This is a genomic window from Streptomyces sp. NPDC046805, assembly GCF_040645355.1.
In the GTDB taxonomy this organism is placed as follows: Bacteria; Actinomycetota; Actinomycetes; order Streptomycetales; family Streptomycetaceae; genus Streptomyces.
In genome coordinates, this window is record NZ_JBEYYC010000049.1 from 1 (window position 1) to 16,695 (window position 16,695).

The window sequence follows — 16,695 nt, forward strand, 5'->3', positions numbered from 1 at the left end:
ACCCGGGTGGCGGCCACCTCCTCCCGGGCGGTGGGCGGGGCCGCTTACATCATGCCGCGTGGCCCGGGGGCGCCCCCGGGCCACGCGGCATGATCTACGCGTCCCAGAGCGCGCCCAGCGCCAGCAGTTCGTCCCGGTACTCGATCCGGTCCGCCCACGGCGTCGGCCAGGCGTCCGCGCCCAGGTACGCCCCCGCGAAGGCGCCGGTCAGGCAGGCGATCGAGTCCGAGTCGCCGGAGCTGCAGGCGGCCCGGCGCAGGGCGGTGACCGGCTCGCCGGGGAAGAGCAGGAAGCACAGCAGGCCGGTCGCCAGGGCCTCCTCGGCGATCCAGCCCTGACCGGTGGCCAGGCACGGATCGGTCTCCGGCGAGACGGTGCCCACAGCGTCCTGGAGACGGCCGAGGACCTCCAGGCACTCGTCCCAGCCGCGCGCGATGAAGCGCTCGGGCGTCGGATCCTGGCCGCGGGTCCACAGGTCGCCCAGCCAGGTGTGGTGGTAGCGGGTGCGGTTGTCGTAGGCGTACGAGCGCAGCAGACCGACCAGGGCGGTCGGGTCGGCGCCCTGGGCGAGCAGCCGTACGGCACGGGCGGTGAGGTCGGAGGCGGCGAGGGCCGTCGGGTGGCCGTGGGTGAGGGCGGACTGCAACTGGGCGGCGCCCGCGCGCTGTTCGTCGCTCAGGCCGGGGGCGAGTCCGATCGGCGCCACCCGCATGTTGGCGCCGCAGCCCTTGGATCCGATCTGGCTGGCCTCCTGCCAGGGCCGCCCCTCCTCCTTCAGCAGATAGCAGGCGGTCATGCAGGTGTTGCCCGGGGCCCGGTTGTTGTCCGGCGACTGGTACCAGTCCACGAACTCCTCGCGCACCGGCCGCTCCAGCCGCTTCGGCGCGAGCAACCCGCGGCCCATCGCCGTCCGCAGGCCACGCCCCAGGGCCAGCGTCATCTGCGTGTCGTCGGAGACGAAAGCGCGCTTCGCCAGTTCCATCTCCCGCCAGGGGCCGCACTTGGCGAGGATCGACGGGACGTCGTTGAACTCGGTGGGGAAGCCGAGCGCGTCCCCGAGGGCGAGGCCCAGCAGGGAGCCGGTGGCGGCGCGCTTCGTCTCGGTGGTCGTGGTCATGCGGGACGTCCTTCCCTGGACGGTCGGAGCAGGGGCGGGTGCAGGGCGGTGACCGTGCCCGCGCGGTAGAGCGCGGCCGGCTTGCCGCGGCCACCGGTCAGCCGGGCGCCGCCCGGGACCGGCTCGACGAAGCCGGGGGTGGCCAGCACCTTGCGGCGGAAGTTGGGGCGGTCGAGCGCGGTGCCCCACACCGCCTCGTAGACCTGCCGGAGCTCGCCGAGCGTGAACTCGGGCGGGCAGAAGGCGGTGGCGAGGCAGGTCGACTCGAGCCGGGCGCCGACCCGGTCGTGGGCGTCGGCGAGGATCCGGTCGTGATCGAAGGCGAGCGGTCCCGTGGAGCCGTACGGCAGCCAGCGCGCCTGGGCCGCGTCTCCGCCGCCGTGCGGCTCGGGAGGGTCGGGCAGCAGTGCGGTGAACGCGACGGACACGACGCGCATGCGAGGGTCGCGGCCGGGCTCGCTGTAGGTCCGCAGCTGCTCCAGGCGCAGTCCGGAGACGTCCGACAGGCCGGTCTCCTCGGCGAGTTCACGCCGGGCCGCCGTCTCCGCGGACTCGTCGGGCAGCACGAAGCCGCCGGGCAGCGCCCAGCGGCCGGCGTACGGCTCCTGCCCCCGCTCGACGAGCAGCACGTGCAGCGCGCCCCCGCGCAGGGTCAGGACGGCGAGGTCGACGGTGACGGCGAAGGGCTCGAAGGCGTGCTTGTCGTAGCCGTCGGGTGCGTCGTGGCCGCCCGGCCTGTGGGCCTGTGCCGCCGCCGACAAGACCACCACCCCCTTTTATGGTCGTGATGACTATAAAAGGGGGTGGTGGTCACTCACAAGAGGCCGGGCGTCGAGGCCTAGAGGTCGACCTCCTGCATGAGCATCCCGACCTCGGTGTTCGACAGGCGGCGCAGCCAGCCCGACTTCTGGTCGCCCAGGGTGATCGGACCGAAGGAGGTGCGCACCAGCTTCTCCACCGGGAAGCCGGCCTCGGCCAGCATGCGGCGGACGATGTGCTTGCGGCCCTCGTGCAGGGTCACCTCGACCAGGTAGTTCTTGCCGGTCTGCTCGACGACCCGGAAGTGGTCGGCGCGCGCGTAGCCGTCCTCCAGCTGGATGCCGTCCTTGAGGCGCTTGCCCAGGTCGCGCGGGATCGGGCCGACGATGGCCGCGAGGTAGGTCTTCTTCACGCCGTACTTGGGGTGGGTCAGGCGGTGCGCGAGCTCACCGTGGTTGGTGAGCAGGATGACGCCCTCGGTCTCGGTGTCGAGCCGGCCGACGTGGAAGAGCCGCGTCTCACGGTTGGTGACGTAGTCGCCGAGGCACTGCCGCCCCTCGGGGTCCTCCATCGTGGAGACGACACCGGCGGGCTTGTTCAGCGAGAAGAACTGGTACGACTGCGTGGCGACGGTCAGACCGTCGACCTTGACCTCGTCCTTCTCCGTGTCGACCCGCATGCCCTGCTCCAGGACGATCTCGCCGTTGACCTCGACGCGGGCCTGCTCGATCAGCTCCTCGCAGGCGCGCCGGGAGCCGTAGCCCGCGCGCGCGAGGACCTTCTGGAGCCGCTCGCCCTCCTGCTCGGCGCCGGGGAAGGTCTTGGGGAGCTTGACGTCCTTCTTGCCCGCGTACCGCTCCCGGTTGCGCTCCTCGGCCCGCGTCTCGTACTCACGGGAGCGGGACGGAGCCGTACGCCCACCGCCCTGCTGGGACCGCTTGGGTCCGCCCTTGGCGCCGCCGCGCGCCGCGCTGCCACGCCCGGACTTGGGGCCGTCCTTGGTGGCGCCGGGACCCACGTCGTAGCGGCGCTCCTCGGGGCGGGGCTTGCGGGGACGGCCCTGCCCCTGCTGGCGCTCGTCCCTGTTGTTACCGGCGCCGCGGTTGTTACCGCGCCCGCCGCTCTTGCCGCTGCCGCTGCTTCGCATCAAAGTTCCGTCTTAGTCGTCTGCGTCCTCTGCGCCGGGCGCGTCGGGCGCGTCCGGGTCGAACGACGGTACGCCCTCCTGGGTCTCGGCCTCGATCGCCTCCGCCTCCGGGAGGAAGGGCGCGAGCTCCGGGAGTTCGTCCAGGCCTCTCAGGCCCATCCGCTCCAGGAAGTAGTTCGTCGTCGTGTACAGGATCGCACCTGTTTCGGGTTCCGCGCCCGTCTCCTGGATCAGACCCCGCTGCAGGAGGGTGCGCATCACGCCGTCGCAGTTCACTCCTCGTACGGCCGAGACGCGGCTGCGGCTCACGGGCTGGCGGTAGGCGACGACGGCCAGGGTCTCCAGAGCCGCCTGCGTGAGCCGTGCCTGCTGGCCGTCGAGGACGAAGCGCTCGACGGCGGCCGCGTACTCGGGGCGGGTGTAGAAGCGCCAGCCGCCGGCGACGAGGCGCAGCTCGAATCCGCGCCGCTGGACCGTGTACTCGTCGGCCAGCTCGCGCAGCGCGTCGGCGATCTGCCGTCTCGGCCGCTGGAGGATCTTCGCGAGGTGCTCCTCGGTCGCGGGCTCGTCCACGACCATGAGGACGGCCTCCAGGGCGGGCCTGAGCTCCAGGCCGGCGACCGTGTCCGCGCCCGCCGGAAGCTCCGTGGTCTCCTCGCTCACGCCTTCTTCTCCTCCTCGGGCCGTTCGGGGGGCCGGTCGAACTCGTCGGTGACGCGTGGCGCCTCGCCCCCGTCCCCGCCGGTCCAGCGCACCGTCAGCTCGCCGAGGGCGGCCTCCTGGTCGAGGGCGACGGCCTTCTCGCGGTACAGCTCCAGCAGCGCCAGGAAGCGGGCGACGACGGTCAGCGTGTCGTCGGTGTCCGCGATCAGCTCATGGAAGCGGGCCTCGCCGAGCTCCTTGAGCCGCGCGACCACGAGCCGGGCCTGCTCCTGCACGCTGACCAGCGGCGCGTGGATGTGGTCGACGTACACCTGCGGCTTGGGCCTGGGCTGCATCGCCTTGACGGCGAGCTTGGCGAAGCCTTCCGGGCCGATGCTGATGACGACCTCGGGCAGCAGCTCGGCGTGGTGGGGTTCGAGCCCGACGGTACGGGGGTAGCGCCGGGCTTCCCGCTCCAGCCGGTGGTGGAAGATGTCGGCGATCTGCTTGTAGGCGCGGTACTGGAGCAGCCGCGCGAACAGCAGGTCACGGGCCTCCAGCAGCGCCAGGTCGGCCTCGTCCTCGACCTCGGCGGCGGGCAGCAGCCGGGCCGCCTTGAGGTCGAGCAGCGTGGCGGCCACGACGAGGAACTCCGTCGTCTGGTCCAGGTCCCAGTCGGGGCCCATCGCCCGGATGTGCGCCATGAACTCGTCGGTGACCTTCGAGAGGGCCACCTCGGTGACGTCGAGCTTGTGCTTCGAGATCAGCTGGAGCAGCAGGTCGAAGGGCCCCTCGAAGTTCGCGAGGCGGACCTTGAAGACACCGTCGCCGGGTTCGGCCTCCTGCGGCGGTACGGCAGCGGGCTCGGGCAACGGCTCGGCAGCGGCTTCGTCGGGCTCTGCTGCGGTTTCCTGCTGCTCGACAGCGGCTTCCTGGGGCTCGGGAGGGAGCGGCAGGGGCCGAGCCGTCGACGGGCTCTGCGCCTCAGGGGCGGCCGGCGTCGTCTCCGGAGAGGGCTCGGTCGGCTGGGGCTGTTCGATCGGCGGGACCCGCGGAGCTCTCGTGCCCGGTCCCAGGCCCAGTGCACGCCGGCGGCCGCCGGGTGTGCCGGATGCAGGAGCGTCGTTCGAGGTCATGGCCGTCGCAGGCTATCGCCAACCGTCGGCGCGGCCGACTATCGGCCGCGCAGCCGCCGTACCAGAATGCTCGCTTCTCCCCGGGACTCCAGGTCGGCCAGCACCACGGCCACCGCCTCGCGGACGATGCGGCCCCGGTCCACGGCCAGGCCGTGCTCACCGCGGAGCACCAGGCGGGCGTGCTCCAGGTCCATGAGTTCCTCGGCGGAGACGTACACCGTGATCTTCTCGTCGTGCCGCTCGCGCCCGCTGGGGCGCCGGGCCGCCGCACGTCCCCGCTTGCGCGGCTGCGCGGCGGCGGACGCGGCGGAGCCTTCCTGCGCCGCCGGGCGCCGGGCGGGGCGGCTACGGGACTCGCCGGCCTCGGCCGGCTCGGCCTCCGCCGCCGCGTGCTCCGCGCCCTCGCCGTCTCCGCTCTGCACGGGCACCGACTGCGGCGCGTCCTCGGCGGCGGCCGCGCCGTCGCTCTCCCCCGCGGGAGGCGGCACCCGGGCCTCTCCGTTGGCCTGGCGCCGGGGAGAGGACGCCTGGAGCGCCATCCCCCCTGTCGTACGGAACAGTTCGTCGGCCCCGGGCAGACTCACTCGGCGTGACACCGGGCGAGCACCTCCCTGGCGAGCTGGCGGTAGGCGGCGGCACCGACGGAGTTGGACGCGTACGTGGTGATCGGCTCACCGGCGACCGTGGTCTCCGGGAAGCGGACCGTACGGCCGATGACCGTGTGGTAGACGTGGTCGTCGAACGCCTCGACCACCCGGGCCAGGACCTCGCGGCTGTGCACCGTGCGCGAGTCGTACATCGTGGCGAGGATGCCGTCGAGCTCCAGGTCCGGGTTGAGCCGCTCCTGGACCTTCTCGATGGTCTCGGTCAGCAGCGCCACACCGCGCAGGGCGAAGAACTCGCACTCCAGCGGCACGATCACCTTGTGCGCGGCCGTGAGCGCGTTGACCGTCAGCAGGCCGAGGGACGGCTGACAGTCGATCACGATGTAGTCGTAGTCGGCCATCAGCGGCTTGAGGGCGCGCTGGAGCGTCGACTCGCGCGCGACCTCGCTCACCAACTGCACCTCGGCGGCCGAGAGGTCGATGTTGCTGGGCAGCAGGTCCATGTTCGGGACCGCCGTCTTGAGGAGCACCTCGTCCGCCGACATGCCCCGCTCCATGAGCAGGTTGTAGACAGTGAGGTCGAGCTCCATCGGGTTGACGCCGAGGCCCACCGACAGCGCGCCCTGCGGGTCGAAGTCCACGAGCAGCACGCGCCGGCCGTACTCCGCGAGCGCGGCACCCAGGTTGATGGTCGACGTCGTCTTGCCGACGCCGCCCTTCTGGTTGCACATCGCGATTATCTTCGCGGGACCGTGGTCGGTCAGCGGGCCCGGGATCGGGAAGTACGGCAACGGGCGCCCGGTCGGGCCGATGCGCTCGCGGCGCTGGCGGGCAGCGTCGGGCGCGAGCGTGGCCGCGTACTCGGGGTCGGGCTCGTACTCGGCGTCGGGGTCGTAGAAGTGCCCCTCGGGCAGTTCGTCGTAGTCGGCGAAGTGGTTGTGGGGCGCGCCACTTCCGTCGCCGGCCATGGCGTTCACGTGATGGCCATCCATGCTCTGGTGTGCTGGGCGAGTCACCGGTGAGGTCGGGTGACCCTGGTGGGCTGCGAAGGTGCGCACCGCGACGGAGCCGACAGCCTCGAATCCCGCGGGGCCCTGGCCCCGTGCCGGCATTCCTGGTTGAACACCCCCGGGAGAAAATGTCGACTCATTCACAAGTCGTCTTACCTCCTTGGTGACCAGGAAACTTCTAGACAGGTCAGCGTGGCACCATGCCGACGATTGGCGACTCTATGGCGTGTCGGCGGTCCGCAGCAACACAATCCGCCGGACCCGGCAGGATGTGTCGGCAATGAAACATCTGGCTGTCAAGGGCGTGCGGCCGTAGCACAGCAGCTTTCACTGGTGCGCGAATCGGTCGAAGGGTTACGTTCGCGGCGAGTTGGCCGAGCGTCGCAAAGTGACCATACACACACCCGGCCGGACCTTGTCGGGCAAGGTCCGGCCGGGTGCGGGGTGTTGACGAGCCGTGTTGACGAATCGCCTTTTCCTCAAGGGCGACTTGGCGGCACGGCGACCGACGGCTCGGTCGGCGACGCGGTCGGCGGCTCAGCCGATGAGGGTCTCGAGCTCCACGCTCTCCATGCCGTGCGCCTCGGCGACCTCCTTGTAAACCACCTTGCCGTCATGGGTGTTGAGACCCTTGGCCAGCGCGGCGTCCCGGCGAAGCGCCTCGGCCCAGCCGTTGTTGGCCAGCGACACGATGTACGGCAGCGTCGCGTTGGTCAGCGCGTAGGTGGAGGTGTTGGGCACCGCGCCGGGCATGTTGGCGACGCAGTAGAAGATCGAGTTGTGGACCTGGAAGGTCGGCTCGGCGTGCGTGGTCGGACGCGAGTCCTCGAAGCAGCCGCCCTGGTCGATCGCGATGTCGACAAGGACACTTCCCGGCTTCATCCGGGAGACGAGCTCGTTGGTGACCAGCTTCGGGGCCTTGGCGCCCGGGATGAGCACGGCACCGACGACGAGGTCGGCCTCGAGGACGGCCTTCTCCAGCTCGAAGGCGTTGGACATGACGGCCTTGACCTTCGTGCCGAAGATCCGGTCGGCCTCGCGCAGCTTGTTGATGTCGCGGTCCAGCAGGGTGACGTCGAAGCCCATGCCGACGGCGATCTGCACGGCGTTCCAGCCGGAGACGCCGCCGCCGATGACGACGGCCTTGGCGGGCAGCACGCCCGGCACGCCACCGGGCAGCACGCCACGGCCGCCGGCCGCGCGCATCAGGTGGTAGGCGCCGACCTGCGGCGCGATACGGCCCGCGACCTCGGACATCGGGGCGAGCAGCGGCAGGGCGCGGTTCGCGAGCTCGACGGTCTCGTACGCGATCGCCGTGGTGCCGGACTCCAGGAGGGCGTCGGTGCACTCCTTCGAAGCGGCCAGGTGCAGGTAGGTGAAGAGGGTCTGGTCCTTGCGGAGGCGGTGGTACTCCTCCGCGACGGGCTCCTTGACCTTCAGCAGCAGGTCCGCGGCGGCCCAGACCTCGTCGGCGGTCTCCAGGATGTCGGCGCCGGCGGCGACGTACTCGGCGTCCGGGATCGACGAGCCGAGGCCGGCGCCCCGCTCGATGACGACCTGGTGGCCGTTGCGCACCAGCTCGTGCACACCGGCGGGGGTGATGGCCACCCGGAACTCGTTGTTCTTGACCTCGCGGGGGATGCCGACCTTCACGTCGATCACGGTCCTTGGCTCAGAGAGTGTGGGGCATTACAAGACATACCCAAGCATGCAGGGCACACCGGGAGACACCGCGGGAGAAGGTGCGGCAGAGCCAGTCTAATGAAGGCGTTCCGACTGTCTAGCCTTTCAATGCATCAATCTCTATCGGATGCACTACGGATTTCGCAGGCGTCACCATCGGGTTCCTTGTCAGGAGCGGCCTCCCGGCTCCCACGGCCGTCCTGAGGGTCCTGGGCCTCCTCCACCAGCATGCGCTCAGCGGCCCCCCGGTGCAGGCGCGCGGCGGCGGAGTCACCGAGGTGTTCGAGGGTGTCGGCGAGCCGCAGCTGCAGCGCGGCCTGCAGCCGTACGTCGTCGGCGCGGCGCGCCCACTCGACCGCCTCCTGGCAGGTGCGCAGCGACTCCTCGGGGCGCCCGGCGTACTCCTGGACGCGCGCCAGTTCGCTGAGCGCCCGCGCGTGGCCCGCGACATCGCCCGCCTTGCGGTGGCCCGCGAGGGCCGCCCGCCAGCCGCGCAGCGCGTCGCCGTAGCGGCCCGCGTAGGTGTGGGCGGTCGCGATGCGGCCGTAGAGCCGGGTCGCCTCCGCGCGCTCGTCACGGGCCAGCCGCTGGGCGAGGGCCCGGCCGAACCAGTCGGCGGCCCGGTCGTAGTCCCCCAGCTCCTGGTGGGTGCCGCCCACGGATTCCATCGCGCGGCCGGTCGCGTACGGGTCGTTCGCCGCGCGCCCGGCGTCCAGCGCGGCCCGGTAGCGGACCAGGGCCTCGGCGGTGCGGCCGGTCCGGGCGTCCAGGTCGGCGAGGTTCAGCAGGGCGGCGGCCTGCTCCCGGGGCAGGTCGCGGCGCTCGGCCACGTCGAGGACGAGGCGGTGGATGCCGTACAGGTCGGGCGCGGCCGCCTGGGTGCCGAGGTGCGCCACCATGGTCCTGACCAGCTGGGACATCAGCCGGCGGGCCAGCGTGTCCAGCTCCCCGTCGGCGACCGCGAGGCGGGCGGAGGCCAGCAGGGCGGGCCGGCGGACGCGCAGCCAGTCGGCGGCGGCCCGGGGGTTCGGGAAGCGCAGGGCACGGGGCATGCCCTGGAGCTTCTCGCGCGCCTCGGGGTTGTCCGTCTCGGTGGTCGCACGGCAGGACTGCAGCAGCCGTACGGTCCGCTCCAGCATGCGGGCGCGGGCCAGCTGGAGCTCGCCGGGGCGGTCGTGGCTCTCGGCGAGGGAGCGCAGCAGGGGGTGCAGGCAGGCGGGGACCTCGTACTGCGGCAGCGGGGACGGCACGGCCCGCAGCAGGCCGAGGGCGACGAACTCGTCCAGGGTCTCCCGCGCGCGGCCGACCGAGCAGCCGGCGAGGGCGGAGGCGGTGTGCGGGTCGACCAGGCCGGCCGGGGCCAGGGAGAGCAGGCGCAGCATGCGGGCGGCCGACCCGGGCAACTGGTCGTAGACCAGCCGGAAGACGCGGGACAGCGGCGAGATCTCGGAGCCGTTGTCGGGGTCGGCGTGCATCCGCTTGGCCAGGTCGGAGACGGCCGCCTGGGGACGGGCGGCGAGCCAGCCGCCGGCCAGGGTCAGCGCGGCGGGCTGGGCCTGGCACACCTCGACCAGGCTCTCGGCGGCACGCGGGTCGACGGTGATGCGGACCGAGCCGGTGTGCCGGGTCAGCAGCTCCAGGGCCGACTTGGTGTCGAGCCCGCCCAGGGTGCACGGGCGGACGTCCGAGATCCCGGTGAGCGGGCCCTGGGACACGGCGACGACCAGGCAGTCCGGGGTGTCCGGCAGCAGGCCGTCGACCTGCTCGGCCGAGGCCGCGTCGTCGAGCAGGAGCAGCATCCGCCGCCCGGTCAGGGCCGCGCGCAGCGCCTCGGTCAGGTCGTCCTCGGCGGCTCCGGGCGGGATGGGCAGGCCGAGGGCGGCGAGCAGCTCGCCGGCGGCGCGCTCGACGGGCACGGGCGTGCCGTCGGGCTCGCCGAGCCGGGCGCGCAGCACCCCGTCGGGGTAGCGGTCGGCGACCGTGCGGACGAGCTCCTCGGCCAGGGCCGTACGGCCGGAGCCGGGTCTGCCCGCGATGAGGAGCACGCGCGCGCAGGGCGCCTTGCGGCCGGCGAGGGTGTCGAGGCCCGCGCGCTCGATGTCGGCGCGCAGCTCCTTCAACTCCCTTGTACGGCCCAGGAACTGACTCTCCGCGGCCGTGTCTGCCGACAGCTGCACGCTGCCTGTGTCCACCGCCTCATCCGCCACGGGCCACGCTCCCGTCCCACCACACGCGCAAGCCCGCCGGGACTCCGGTACGGGCAGTTCGCCTTCTTTTCGGCTCGTTCGCCTCCGGCTCACTCGCGAGGAGCCTAGTTGACGCTCTGCGACGTTCCGTGGGGAGCGCGGCGGGCACATCCCCCGATCGGATCAAGCGATCGTCACACCGGAAGGGTGGGGCGGGGTGCGTTCAGGACTCGAAGGGACGCGCGGGCCACGGGGCGTCGGCCGGGCGCAGCCCCCCGATGCCGCCGCCGGTGCGCGCCGCCAGCAGGGAAAGGACGCCCACGACGAGGCAGTTGTTGTGCAACTCGCCGGCGAGCACCCCCCGGACGAGCTCGTCGAGGGGCACGCGCGCGTGCTCCATGTCGGCCTCCTCGTCCTCGACCTCGAAGCGCTGCCCCTCGGCCTCGGACAGACCGCGGGCCAGGAAGATCCGTACGGCTTCGTCGCAGCCGCCGGGGGTGGTGTACACGTCGGTCAGGACGCGCCAGTCCTCGGCCTTGACGTGCGCCTCCTCGTACAGCTCGCGCTGCGCCGCGTGCAGCGGGTTCTCGCCGGGCACGTCGAGCAGGCCGGCCGGGATCTCCCACAGCTTCTGCCGCACCGGGTGGCGGTACTGCTTGATCAGCAGGACGCGGTCCTCGTCGTCGAGGGCGAGGACGGCGACCGAGCCGGGGTGGACCTGGTAGTCGCGGCGCACCACCGAGCCGCCGGGCATGACCACGTCGTCCGTGCGGACGGAGGTCTTGTTGCCCACGAAGGGGGTCTCGGTCGCCCGGACCTCCCACTCCTCCGGGGTGTCCTTGATGGTCATGCCCTGTCCTTCCACGCGCACAAGAATCCGGGGTCAGAAAGAAACCGGGGTGCCCACCTCTTGAAGGCGCGCACCCCGGTCACCGTACAACTCGTGTGTTACTCGGCGGTCTTCCGCTCGACCGCGGCCTTCACCAGACCGGCGAACAGCGGGTGCGGGCGGGTCGGCCGCGAGCGCAGCTCCGGGTGCGCCTGGGTGGCGACCAGGTAGGGGTGGACGTCCCGCGGGTACTCGACGTACTCGACGAGCTTGCCGTCCGGCGAGGTGCCCGAGAAGACGATGCCGGCCTTCTTCTCCAGCTCCGCGCGGTAGGCGTTGTTCACCTCGTAGCGGTGGCGGTGGCGCTCCTCGACGTACTCCTTGCCGTCGTACACCTCGCGCACGATCGAGCCCTCGCCCAGCTTCGCCGGGTACATGCCCAGGCGCATGGTGCCGCCCATGTCGCCCTCGCCGGCGACGATGTCGAGCTGCTCGGCCATGGTGGAGATGACCGGGTGGGTGGTGGCGGCGTCGAACTCGGTGGAGTTGGCGTCGGGGATGTCGGCCAGGTTGCGCGCGGCCTCGATCACGATGCACTGCAGGCCGAGGCACAGGCCGAGCAGCGGGATCTTGTTCTCGCGGGCGTAGCGGATGGCGCCGACCTTGCCGAGCACACCGCGGTCGCCGAAGCCGCCGGGGATGCAGATGCCGTCGACGTCGCCGAGGGCGGCGGCGGCACCGGCCGCGGTCTTGCAGTCGTCCGAGGTGACCCACTTGATCTTGACGCGGGCCTTGTTGGCGAAGCCGCCCGCGCGCAGCGCCTCGGTGACCGACAGATAGGCGTCGGGCAGGTCGATGTACTTGCCGACCAGGGCGAGGGTGATCTCGTGGTCGGGGTTGTGGACGCGGTCGAGCAGGTCGTCCCAGGTCGTCCAGTCCACGTCACGGAAGGGCAGGTCGAGCTTGCGGACGACGTAGGCGTCCAGGCCCTCGGTGTGCACGACCTTCGGGATGTCGTAGATCGAGCGGGCGTCGGGGCAGGCCACGACGGCGTCCTCGTCGACGTCGCACATCAGCGAGATCTTGCGCTTGATGGCGGTCGGGACCTCGCGGTCGCAGCGCAGCACGATCGCGTCCGGCTGGATGCCGATGTTGCGCAGCGCGGCGACGGAGTGCTGGGTCGGCTTGGTCTTCAGCTCACCGGAGGGGCCGATGTAGGGCAGCAGCGAGATGTGCACGACGAAGACGTTGTCGCGGCCGACCTCGTGGCGGACCTGGCGGACGGTCTCCAGGAACGGCAGGGACTCGATGTCGCCGACCGTGCCGCCGACCTCGGTGATGACGACGTCCACCTCGTCGGTGGCCATGCGCCGGATGCGGTGCTTGATCTCGTTGGTGATGTGCGGGATCACCTGGACCGTGTCGCCCAGGTACTCGCCGCGCCGCTCCTTGGCGATGACGGTGTTGTACACCTGGCCGGTGGTGACGTTGGCGGAGCCGTCCAGGTCACGGTCGAGGAAGCGCTCGTAGTGGCCGATGTCCAGGTCGGTCTCGGCGCCGTCGTTGGTGACGAACACCTCACCGTGCTGGAAGGGGTTCATCGTGCCCGGGTCGACGTTCAGGTACGGGTCGAGCTTCTGCATGACGACGCGCAGACCGCGCGCCTTGAGCAGCATGCCCAGGCTGGAGGCGGTGAGGCCCTTGCCGAGCGAGGAGGCGACACCCCCGGTCACGAAGATGTGCTTGGTCGTCGTGGATTTGGGCGGCATGGCCAAGAGGGGGCTCCCGTGGTCGCTGTACGTGATGCGGTGCGGCTGCCGGCCCGGAGAATCGTGTGTTTCCTCGCGGGGCGCCGTCGCTGCGGTTCGGGGGTTTCAAGCCCACCGGTCCACGGGCTACCAGGGTATCAGCGCTGCGGGGGGATGGCTTCCGGCCACGCTCCGCGCACACGTCGGCACGGTCGCGTACCGCGCACGCGGTCATCACCCCTTGCTCACTCGTTCGGCCCACACAGGTTGCCCGGAGCGGCACGCAGATCATCTACGTGCGTCGTATCCTGCTCGGACACTCGCTGCCGAGCCCGGCCGGCATCACGGCACCACCCTCGCCCGTATGCACCGGAAACACGAGAGCTCGTCAGTTCGTTGGAGCTTCGTCGAACACCGACCGTTTTGCCCCAGGGCCGGTCGGCTGCTTCGCTGGACCGTTCAACGACGTACAACAACAACGACCCCTTGACCGCACTAGCGACAGCCCCCTCTTTTCCGGGGGCGACGTGGCCGTTCGACTGGAGTTGCACGTGGCCGGGCGCATCGAAGACTACGCACTCATCGGAGACATGCAGACCGCAGCGCTGGTCTGCCGGGACGGCACGGTCGATTGGCTGTGCCTGCCCCGCTTCGACTCGCACTCGATCTTCGCCGGTCTGCTGGGCACCGAGGAACACGGCTTCTGGCGCATCGGCCCCGCGCACGCGGCCGACTCGGAGCCGCCCAGGGCGGCCCGGCGCACCTACCGTGGCGACTCGCTGATCCTGGAGTCGGAGTGGGACACCCCCCGCGGCACGGTCCGTGTGACCGACTTCATGCCCCCGCGTGACGGCGCCCCGCAGCTGATCCGGATCGTCGAGGGCGTCTCCGGCCGCGTCCCGATGCGCTCGGAGCTGCGGATGCGGTTCTCGTACGGCCGGATCGTGCCGTGGGTGCGCAAGCAGGACGGGCGCACGGTCGCGGTCGCCGGACCGGACTCGGTGTGGTTCGACACCGACGCCGAGACCTACGGGGAGTCGCTGACGACGTACGCCGACTTCACGGTCGCGCCCGGCGACCGGATCGCGTTCACCATCTCCTGGCAGCCCTCGCACACGGAGCCGCCGCCGCTGCCGGAGCCGGAGGAGTCGCTGCACGCGACGGAGGAGTTCTGGCGCGAGTGGGTGGAGCAGTGCACCTACCACGGGCCGTACCGCGAGGCGGTGATCCGCTCGCTGATCACGCTGAAGGCCCTCACCTACGCCCCCACCGGCGGCATCGTCGCCGCGCCCACCACCTCCCTCCCGGAGGACATCGGCGGCGTCCGCAACTGGGACTACCGCTACACCTGGCTGCGCGACGCCGCGATCACCCTCTCCTCCCTGCTGCGCACCGGCTACCGCGAGGAGGCCCGCGCCTGGCGCGAGTGGCTGCTGCGCGCGGTCGCCGGCGACCCGGAGAACCTGCAGATCATGTACGGCATCGCGGGCGAGCGCGAGCTCGGCGAGGCGGAGCTGGACTGGCTGCCCGGCTACGAGAACTCCGCGCCGGTCCGGGTCGGCAACGGCGCCGCCCACCAGCTCCAGCTGGACGTGTACGGCGAGGTCGCCGAGGCCCTGCACCTGGCCCACATGACCGGCCTGGCCCGCAACGACTACGCCTCCCTGCTCCAGCTGAAGCTGATCCACTACCTGGAGAACCACTGGCAGGAGCCGGACGAGGGCATCTGGGAGGTGCGCGGACCGCGTCGGCAGTTCGTGCACTCCAAGGTGATGGCCTGGGTCGCGGTGGACCGCGCCGTCAAGCTGATCGAGTCCGGTGACGCGGACGGCCCGCTGGAGCGGTGGCGCGAGCTGCGCGACGAGATCCACCGAGAGGTGTGCGAGCAGGGCTACGACGAGGAGCGCAACACCTTCACGCAGTCGTACGGCTCGAAGGAGCTGGACGCCTCGCTGCTGCTCATCCCGCAGGTGGGCTTCCTGCCGCCGGACGACAAGCGGGTGATCGGCACCATCGAGGCGATCCAGCGGGAGCTGTCCACGCCGGACGGCTTCATCCTGCGCTACCCGACCGGGGGCGACGACGAGAACGTCGACGGTCTGCCCGGCGACGAGGGCGCCTTCCTGGCCTGCTCGTTCTGGATGGCGGACGACCTGGCGATGATCGGCCGCGTGGACGAGGCCCGCCAGTTGTTCGAGAAGCTGCTGTCCCTGCGCAACGACCTCGGCCTGCTCGCCGAGGAGTGGGACCCGCGCCTCAAGCGCCAGGTCGGCAACTTCCCCCAGGCCTTCAGCCACGTCCCGCTGATCGACACGGCCCTGCGGCTGACGGCTTCGGGGGCGTACGGCGGCTGAGCGCGCCCGGAAGGTGGCGTCAACCTAGGCTGGAAGCCGACGCGTGCCCCTGTCCGAAAGGGGGCTGCCATGGCTTCCTTCTCGAAGGCGGGCGCGGCTCTCGCCGCGCTGCGCGAGGATCTGGCCGGCGATGTGTTCGCCCCCGGGGACCCCGGCTACGACGAGGCCCGCACGGTGTTCAACGCCATGATCGACCGTCGGCCGGCGGTGATCGCGCAGTGCGTGGACGAGGACGACGTGATCCGTGCGGTGCGCTTCGCCAGGGAGCTCGACCTGCACATCGCGGTGCGCGGCGGCGGCCACAGCGTGGCGGGCATGGCCCTGGGCGACGGGGCGCTGGTGATCGACCTGCGCCGGATGCACCAGGTGACCGTCGATCCCGCCGCCGAGGCGGCTCGGGTCCAGGGCGGCGCCACGATGAGCCACCTGGACCGCGCCACCCAGCCGTACCGCCTCGCGACCACCGGCGGCCGGGCCTCGACCACGGGGGTGGGCGGCTTCGTCCTGGGAGGCGGCACCGGCTGGCTGGACCGCGTCTTCGGTCTCGCCGTCGACAACCTGCTCGCCGTGGAGCTCGTCACCGCCGACGGCGAGCGGACACACGCGAGCGCCGACGAGAACCCCGAGCTGTTCTGGGCCCTGCACGGCGGCGGCGGCAACTTCGGCGTCGCGACCGCGCTCACCCTGGGGCTGCACGAGCTCCCGGAGTTCTCGATCGCTTTCCTGTTCTTCCTGCCCGAGCGGGGACCGGAGGTGATCCGCACCTTCCGCGATCTCATCCGCACCGGCCCCGACGAGGTGAGCGGCGCCGCGCTGTACATCACCGGGCCGCCCGAGGAGTTCCTGCCCGAGCACCTGGTCGGGAAGCTGGTGAGCGCCGTGCTGGTGACGTACGCGGGCGGTGAGGAAGAGCTGCGGAGGCTCGTCGAGCCGCTGCTGGCGCTGCCGCACGAGGCGGAGATCGTCGGCGCGATGCCGTACGCCGACGTGCAGTGCATGATCGACGACCCGGCCGGTCTGCGGAACTACTGGTCGGCGGAGTACCTGACCGGCCTGCCCGACGAACTCGTGGACGTCTTCGCGGCCGCCGCGGACGGCATGCCCGTGCCGAGCAACTCGCAGCACCTGCTGTTCCCGCAGGGCGGGGCGATCGCCGCCGCCCCGGACGAGTACCCCGTGCCCTACCGGGACGCGCCGTGGGCGGCGCACCCCTTCGGGGTCTGGGAGCACCCGGCCGACGACGAGCGGGCCAAGGCCTGGGTGCGGGAGGTCCGCGCCGACGTACGGCCGTGGAGCACCGGCGCGGTCTACCTCAACTTCGTCGGCGACGAAGGCCCCGAGCGCGTGGTCGCCGGGCTGGGCGCCGGGAACACCCTGCGTCTGGCGCAGGTGAAGCGGCGCTACGACCCCGACAACGTGTTCCGCTTCAACCACAACATCCGCCCGGTGTAGGGCACGCCCGGCGCTGTCGTCAGGGCG

At 71.7% G+C, this 16,695-nt stretch carries 13 protein-coding genes; 2 read left to right on the forward strand and 11 right to left on the reverse strand.

Annotated elements, in window-relative coordinates; translation table 11 throughout:
• Nucleotides 1-94 precede the first annotated feature (94 nt).
• From ABZ910_RS33930 to ABZ910_RS33980, 11 genes are all read right to left on the reverse strand, one after another.
• Nucleotides 95-1,117, reverse strand: coding sequence for an ADP-ribosylglycohydrolase family protein (locus ABZ910_RS33930; RefSeq protein WP_361372865.1), 1,023 nt, complete (start codon nt 1,115-1,117; stop codon nt 95-97).
• Nucleotides 1,114-1,878, reverse strand: a complete 765-nt coding sequence (locus ABZ910_RS33935; RefSeq protein WP_361372913.1) for an NUDIX domain-containing protein — start codon at nt 1,876-1,878, stop codon at nt 1,114-1,116. The genes ABZ910_RS33930 and ABZ910_RS33935 overlap by 4 nt, the downstream gene beginning before the upstream one ends.
• 77 nt (nt 1,879-1,955) lie before the next feature.
• A complete protein-coding gene (locus tag ABZ910_RS33940; RefSeq protein ID WP_361372867.1) occupies nt 1,956-3,023 on the reverse strand; it encodes a pseudouridine synthase in 1,068 nt (355 codons plus the stop codon).
• Between the two features lie 12 nt (nt 3,024-3,035).
• On the reverse strand, nt 3,036-3,686 hold the full coding sequence (gene scpB / locus ABZ910_RS33945) for an SMC-Scp complex subunit ScpB (RefSeq protein ID WP_361372869.1): 651 nt from the start codon (nt 3,684-3,686) through the stop codon (nt 3,036-3,038).
• A complete protein-coding gene (locus tag ABZ910_RS33950) occupies nt 3,683-4,801 on the reverse strand; it encodes a segregation/condensation protein A (RefSeq protein WP_361372871.1) in 1,119 nt (372 codons plus the stop codon). Before ABZ910_RS33950 ends, scpB begins: the two co-directional genes overlap by 4 nt.
• Before the next feature lie 38 nt (nt 4,802-4,839).
• The gene (locus ABZ910_RS33955) at nt 4,840-5,397 is read right to left on the reverse strand and encodes a hypothetical protein (protein WP_361372873.1); all 558 of its coding nucleotides are present in this window, start codon (nt 5,395-5,397) and stop codon (nt 4,840-4,842) included.
• Nucleotides 5,382-6,518 carry a ParA family protein gene (locus tag ABZ910_RS33960; RefSeq protein WP_361372875.1) on the reverse strand — a complete coding sequence of 379 codons (1,137 nt, stop codon included), beginning with the start codon at nt 6,516-6,518 and terminating at the stop codon, nt 5,382-5,384. The genes ABZ910_RS33955 and ABZ910_RS33960 overlap by 16 nt, the downstream gene beginning before the upstream one ends.
• 435 nt (nt 6,519-6,953) lie before the next feature.
• Entirely contained in the window at nt 6,954-8,078 is a 1,125-nt protein-coding gene (gene ald, locus ABZ910_RS33965) for an alanine dehydrogenase (RefSeq protein ID WP_361372877.1), read from the reverse strand.
• 134 nt (nt 8,079-8,212) lie between these two features.
• The gene (locus ABZ910_RS33970) at nt 8,213-10,306 is read right to left on the reverse strand and encodes a tetratricopeptide repeat protein (RefSeq protein ID WP_361372879.1); all 2,094 of its coding nucleotides are present in this window, start codon (nt 10,304-10,306) and stop codon (nt 8,213-8,215) included.
• Between the two features lie 202 nt (nt 10,307-10,508).
• Nucleotides 10,509-11,135: an NUDIX hydrolase gene (locus ABZ910_RS33975; protein ID WP_361372881.1), complete on the reverse strand. Its 627-nt coding sequence runs from the start codon at nt 11,133-11,135 to the stop codon at nt 10,509-10,511.
• Between the two features lie 98 nt (nt 11,136-11,233).
• Nucleotides 11,234-12,883 carry a CTP synthase gene (locus ABZ910_RS33980; protein ID WP_361372883.1) on the reverse strand — a complete coding sequence of 550 codons (1,650 nt, stop codon included), beginning with the start codon at nt 12,881-12,883 and terminating at the stop codon, nt 11,234-11,236.
• Between the two features lie 530 nt (nt 12,884-13,413).
• Here ABZ910_RS33980 and ABZ910_RS33985 point away from each other — a divergent pair.
• The gene (locus ABZ910_RS33985) at nt 13,414-15,216 is read left to right on the forward strand and encodes a glycoside hydrolase family 15 protein (RefSeq protein ID WP_361372885.1); all 1,803 of its coding nucleotides are present in this window, start codon (nt 13,414-13,416) and stop codon (nt 15,214-15,216) included.
• 69 nt (nt 15,217-15,285) lie between these two features.
• Nucleotides 15,286-16,668: an FAD-binding oxidoreductase gene (locus ABZ910_RS33990; RefSeq protein WP_361372887.1), complete on the forward strand. Its 1,383-nt coding sequence runs from the start codon at nt 15,286-15,288 to the stop codon at nt 16,666-16,668.
• Nucleotides 16,669-16,695: the final 27 nt, after the last annotated feature.

Bases quoted from the DNA above. Each gene is read 5' to 3' on its own strand.
- ABZ910_RS33930 (WP_361372865.1), bottom strand. From the start codon at position 1,117: ATGACCACGACCACCGAGACGAAGCGCGCCGCCACCGGCTCCCTGCTG.
- ABZ910_RS33940 (WP_361372867.1), bottom strand. From the start codon at position 3,023: ATGCGAAGCAGCGGCAGCGGCAAGAGCGGCGGGCGCGGTAACAACCGC.
- ABZ910_RS33950 (WP_361372871.1), bottom strand. From the start codon at position 4,801: ATGACCTCGAACGACGCTCCTGCATCCGGCACACCCGGCGGCCGCCGG.
- ABZ910_RS33960 (WP_361372875.1), bottom strand. From the start codon at position 6,518: ATGCCGGCACGGGGCCAGGGCCCCGCGGGATTCGAGGCTGTCGGCTCC.
- ABZ910_RS33975 (WP_361372881.1), bottom strand. From the start codon at position 11,135: ATGACCATCAAGGACACCCCGGAGGAGTGGGAGGTCCGGGCGACCGAG.
- ABZ910_RS33980 (WP_361372883.1), bottom strand. From the start codon at position 12,883: ATGCCGCCCAAATCCACGACGACCAAGCACATCTTCGTGACCGGGGGT.
- ABZ910_RS33990 (WP_361372887.1), top strand. From the start codon at position 15,286: ATGGCTTCCTTCTCGAAGGCGGGCGCGGCTCTCGCCGCGCTGCGCGAG.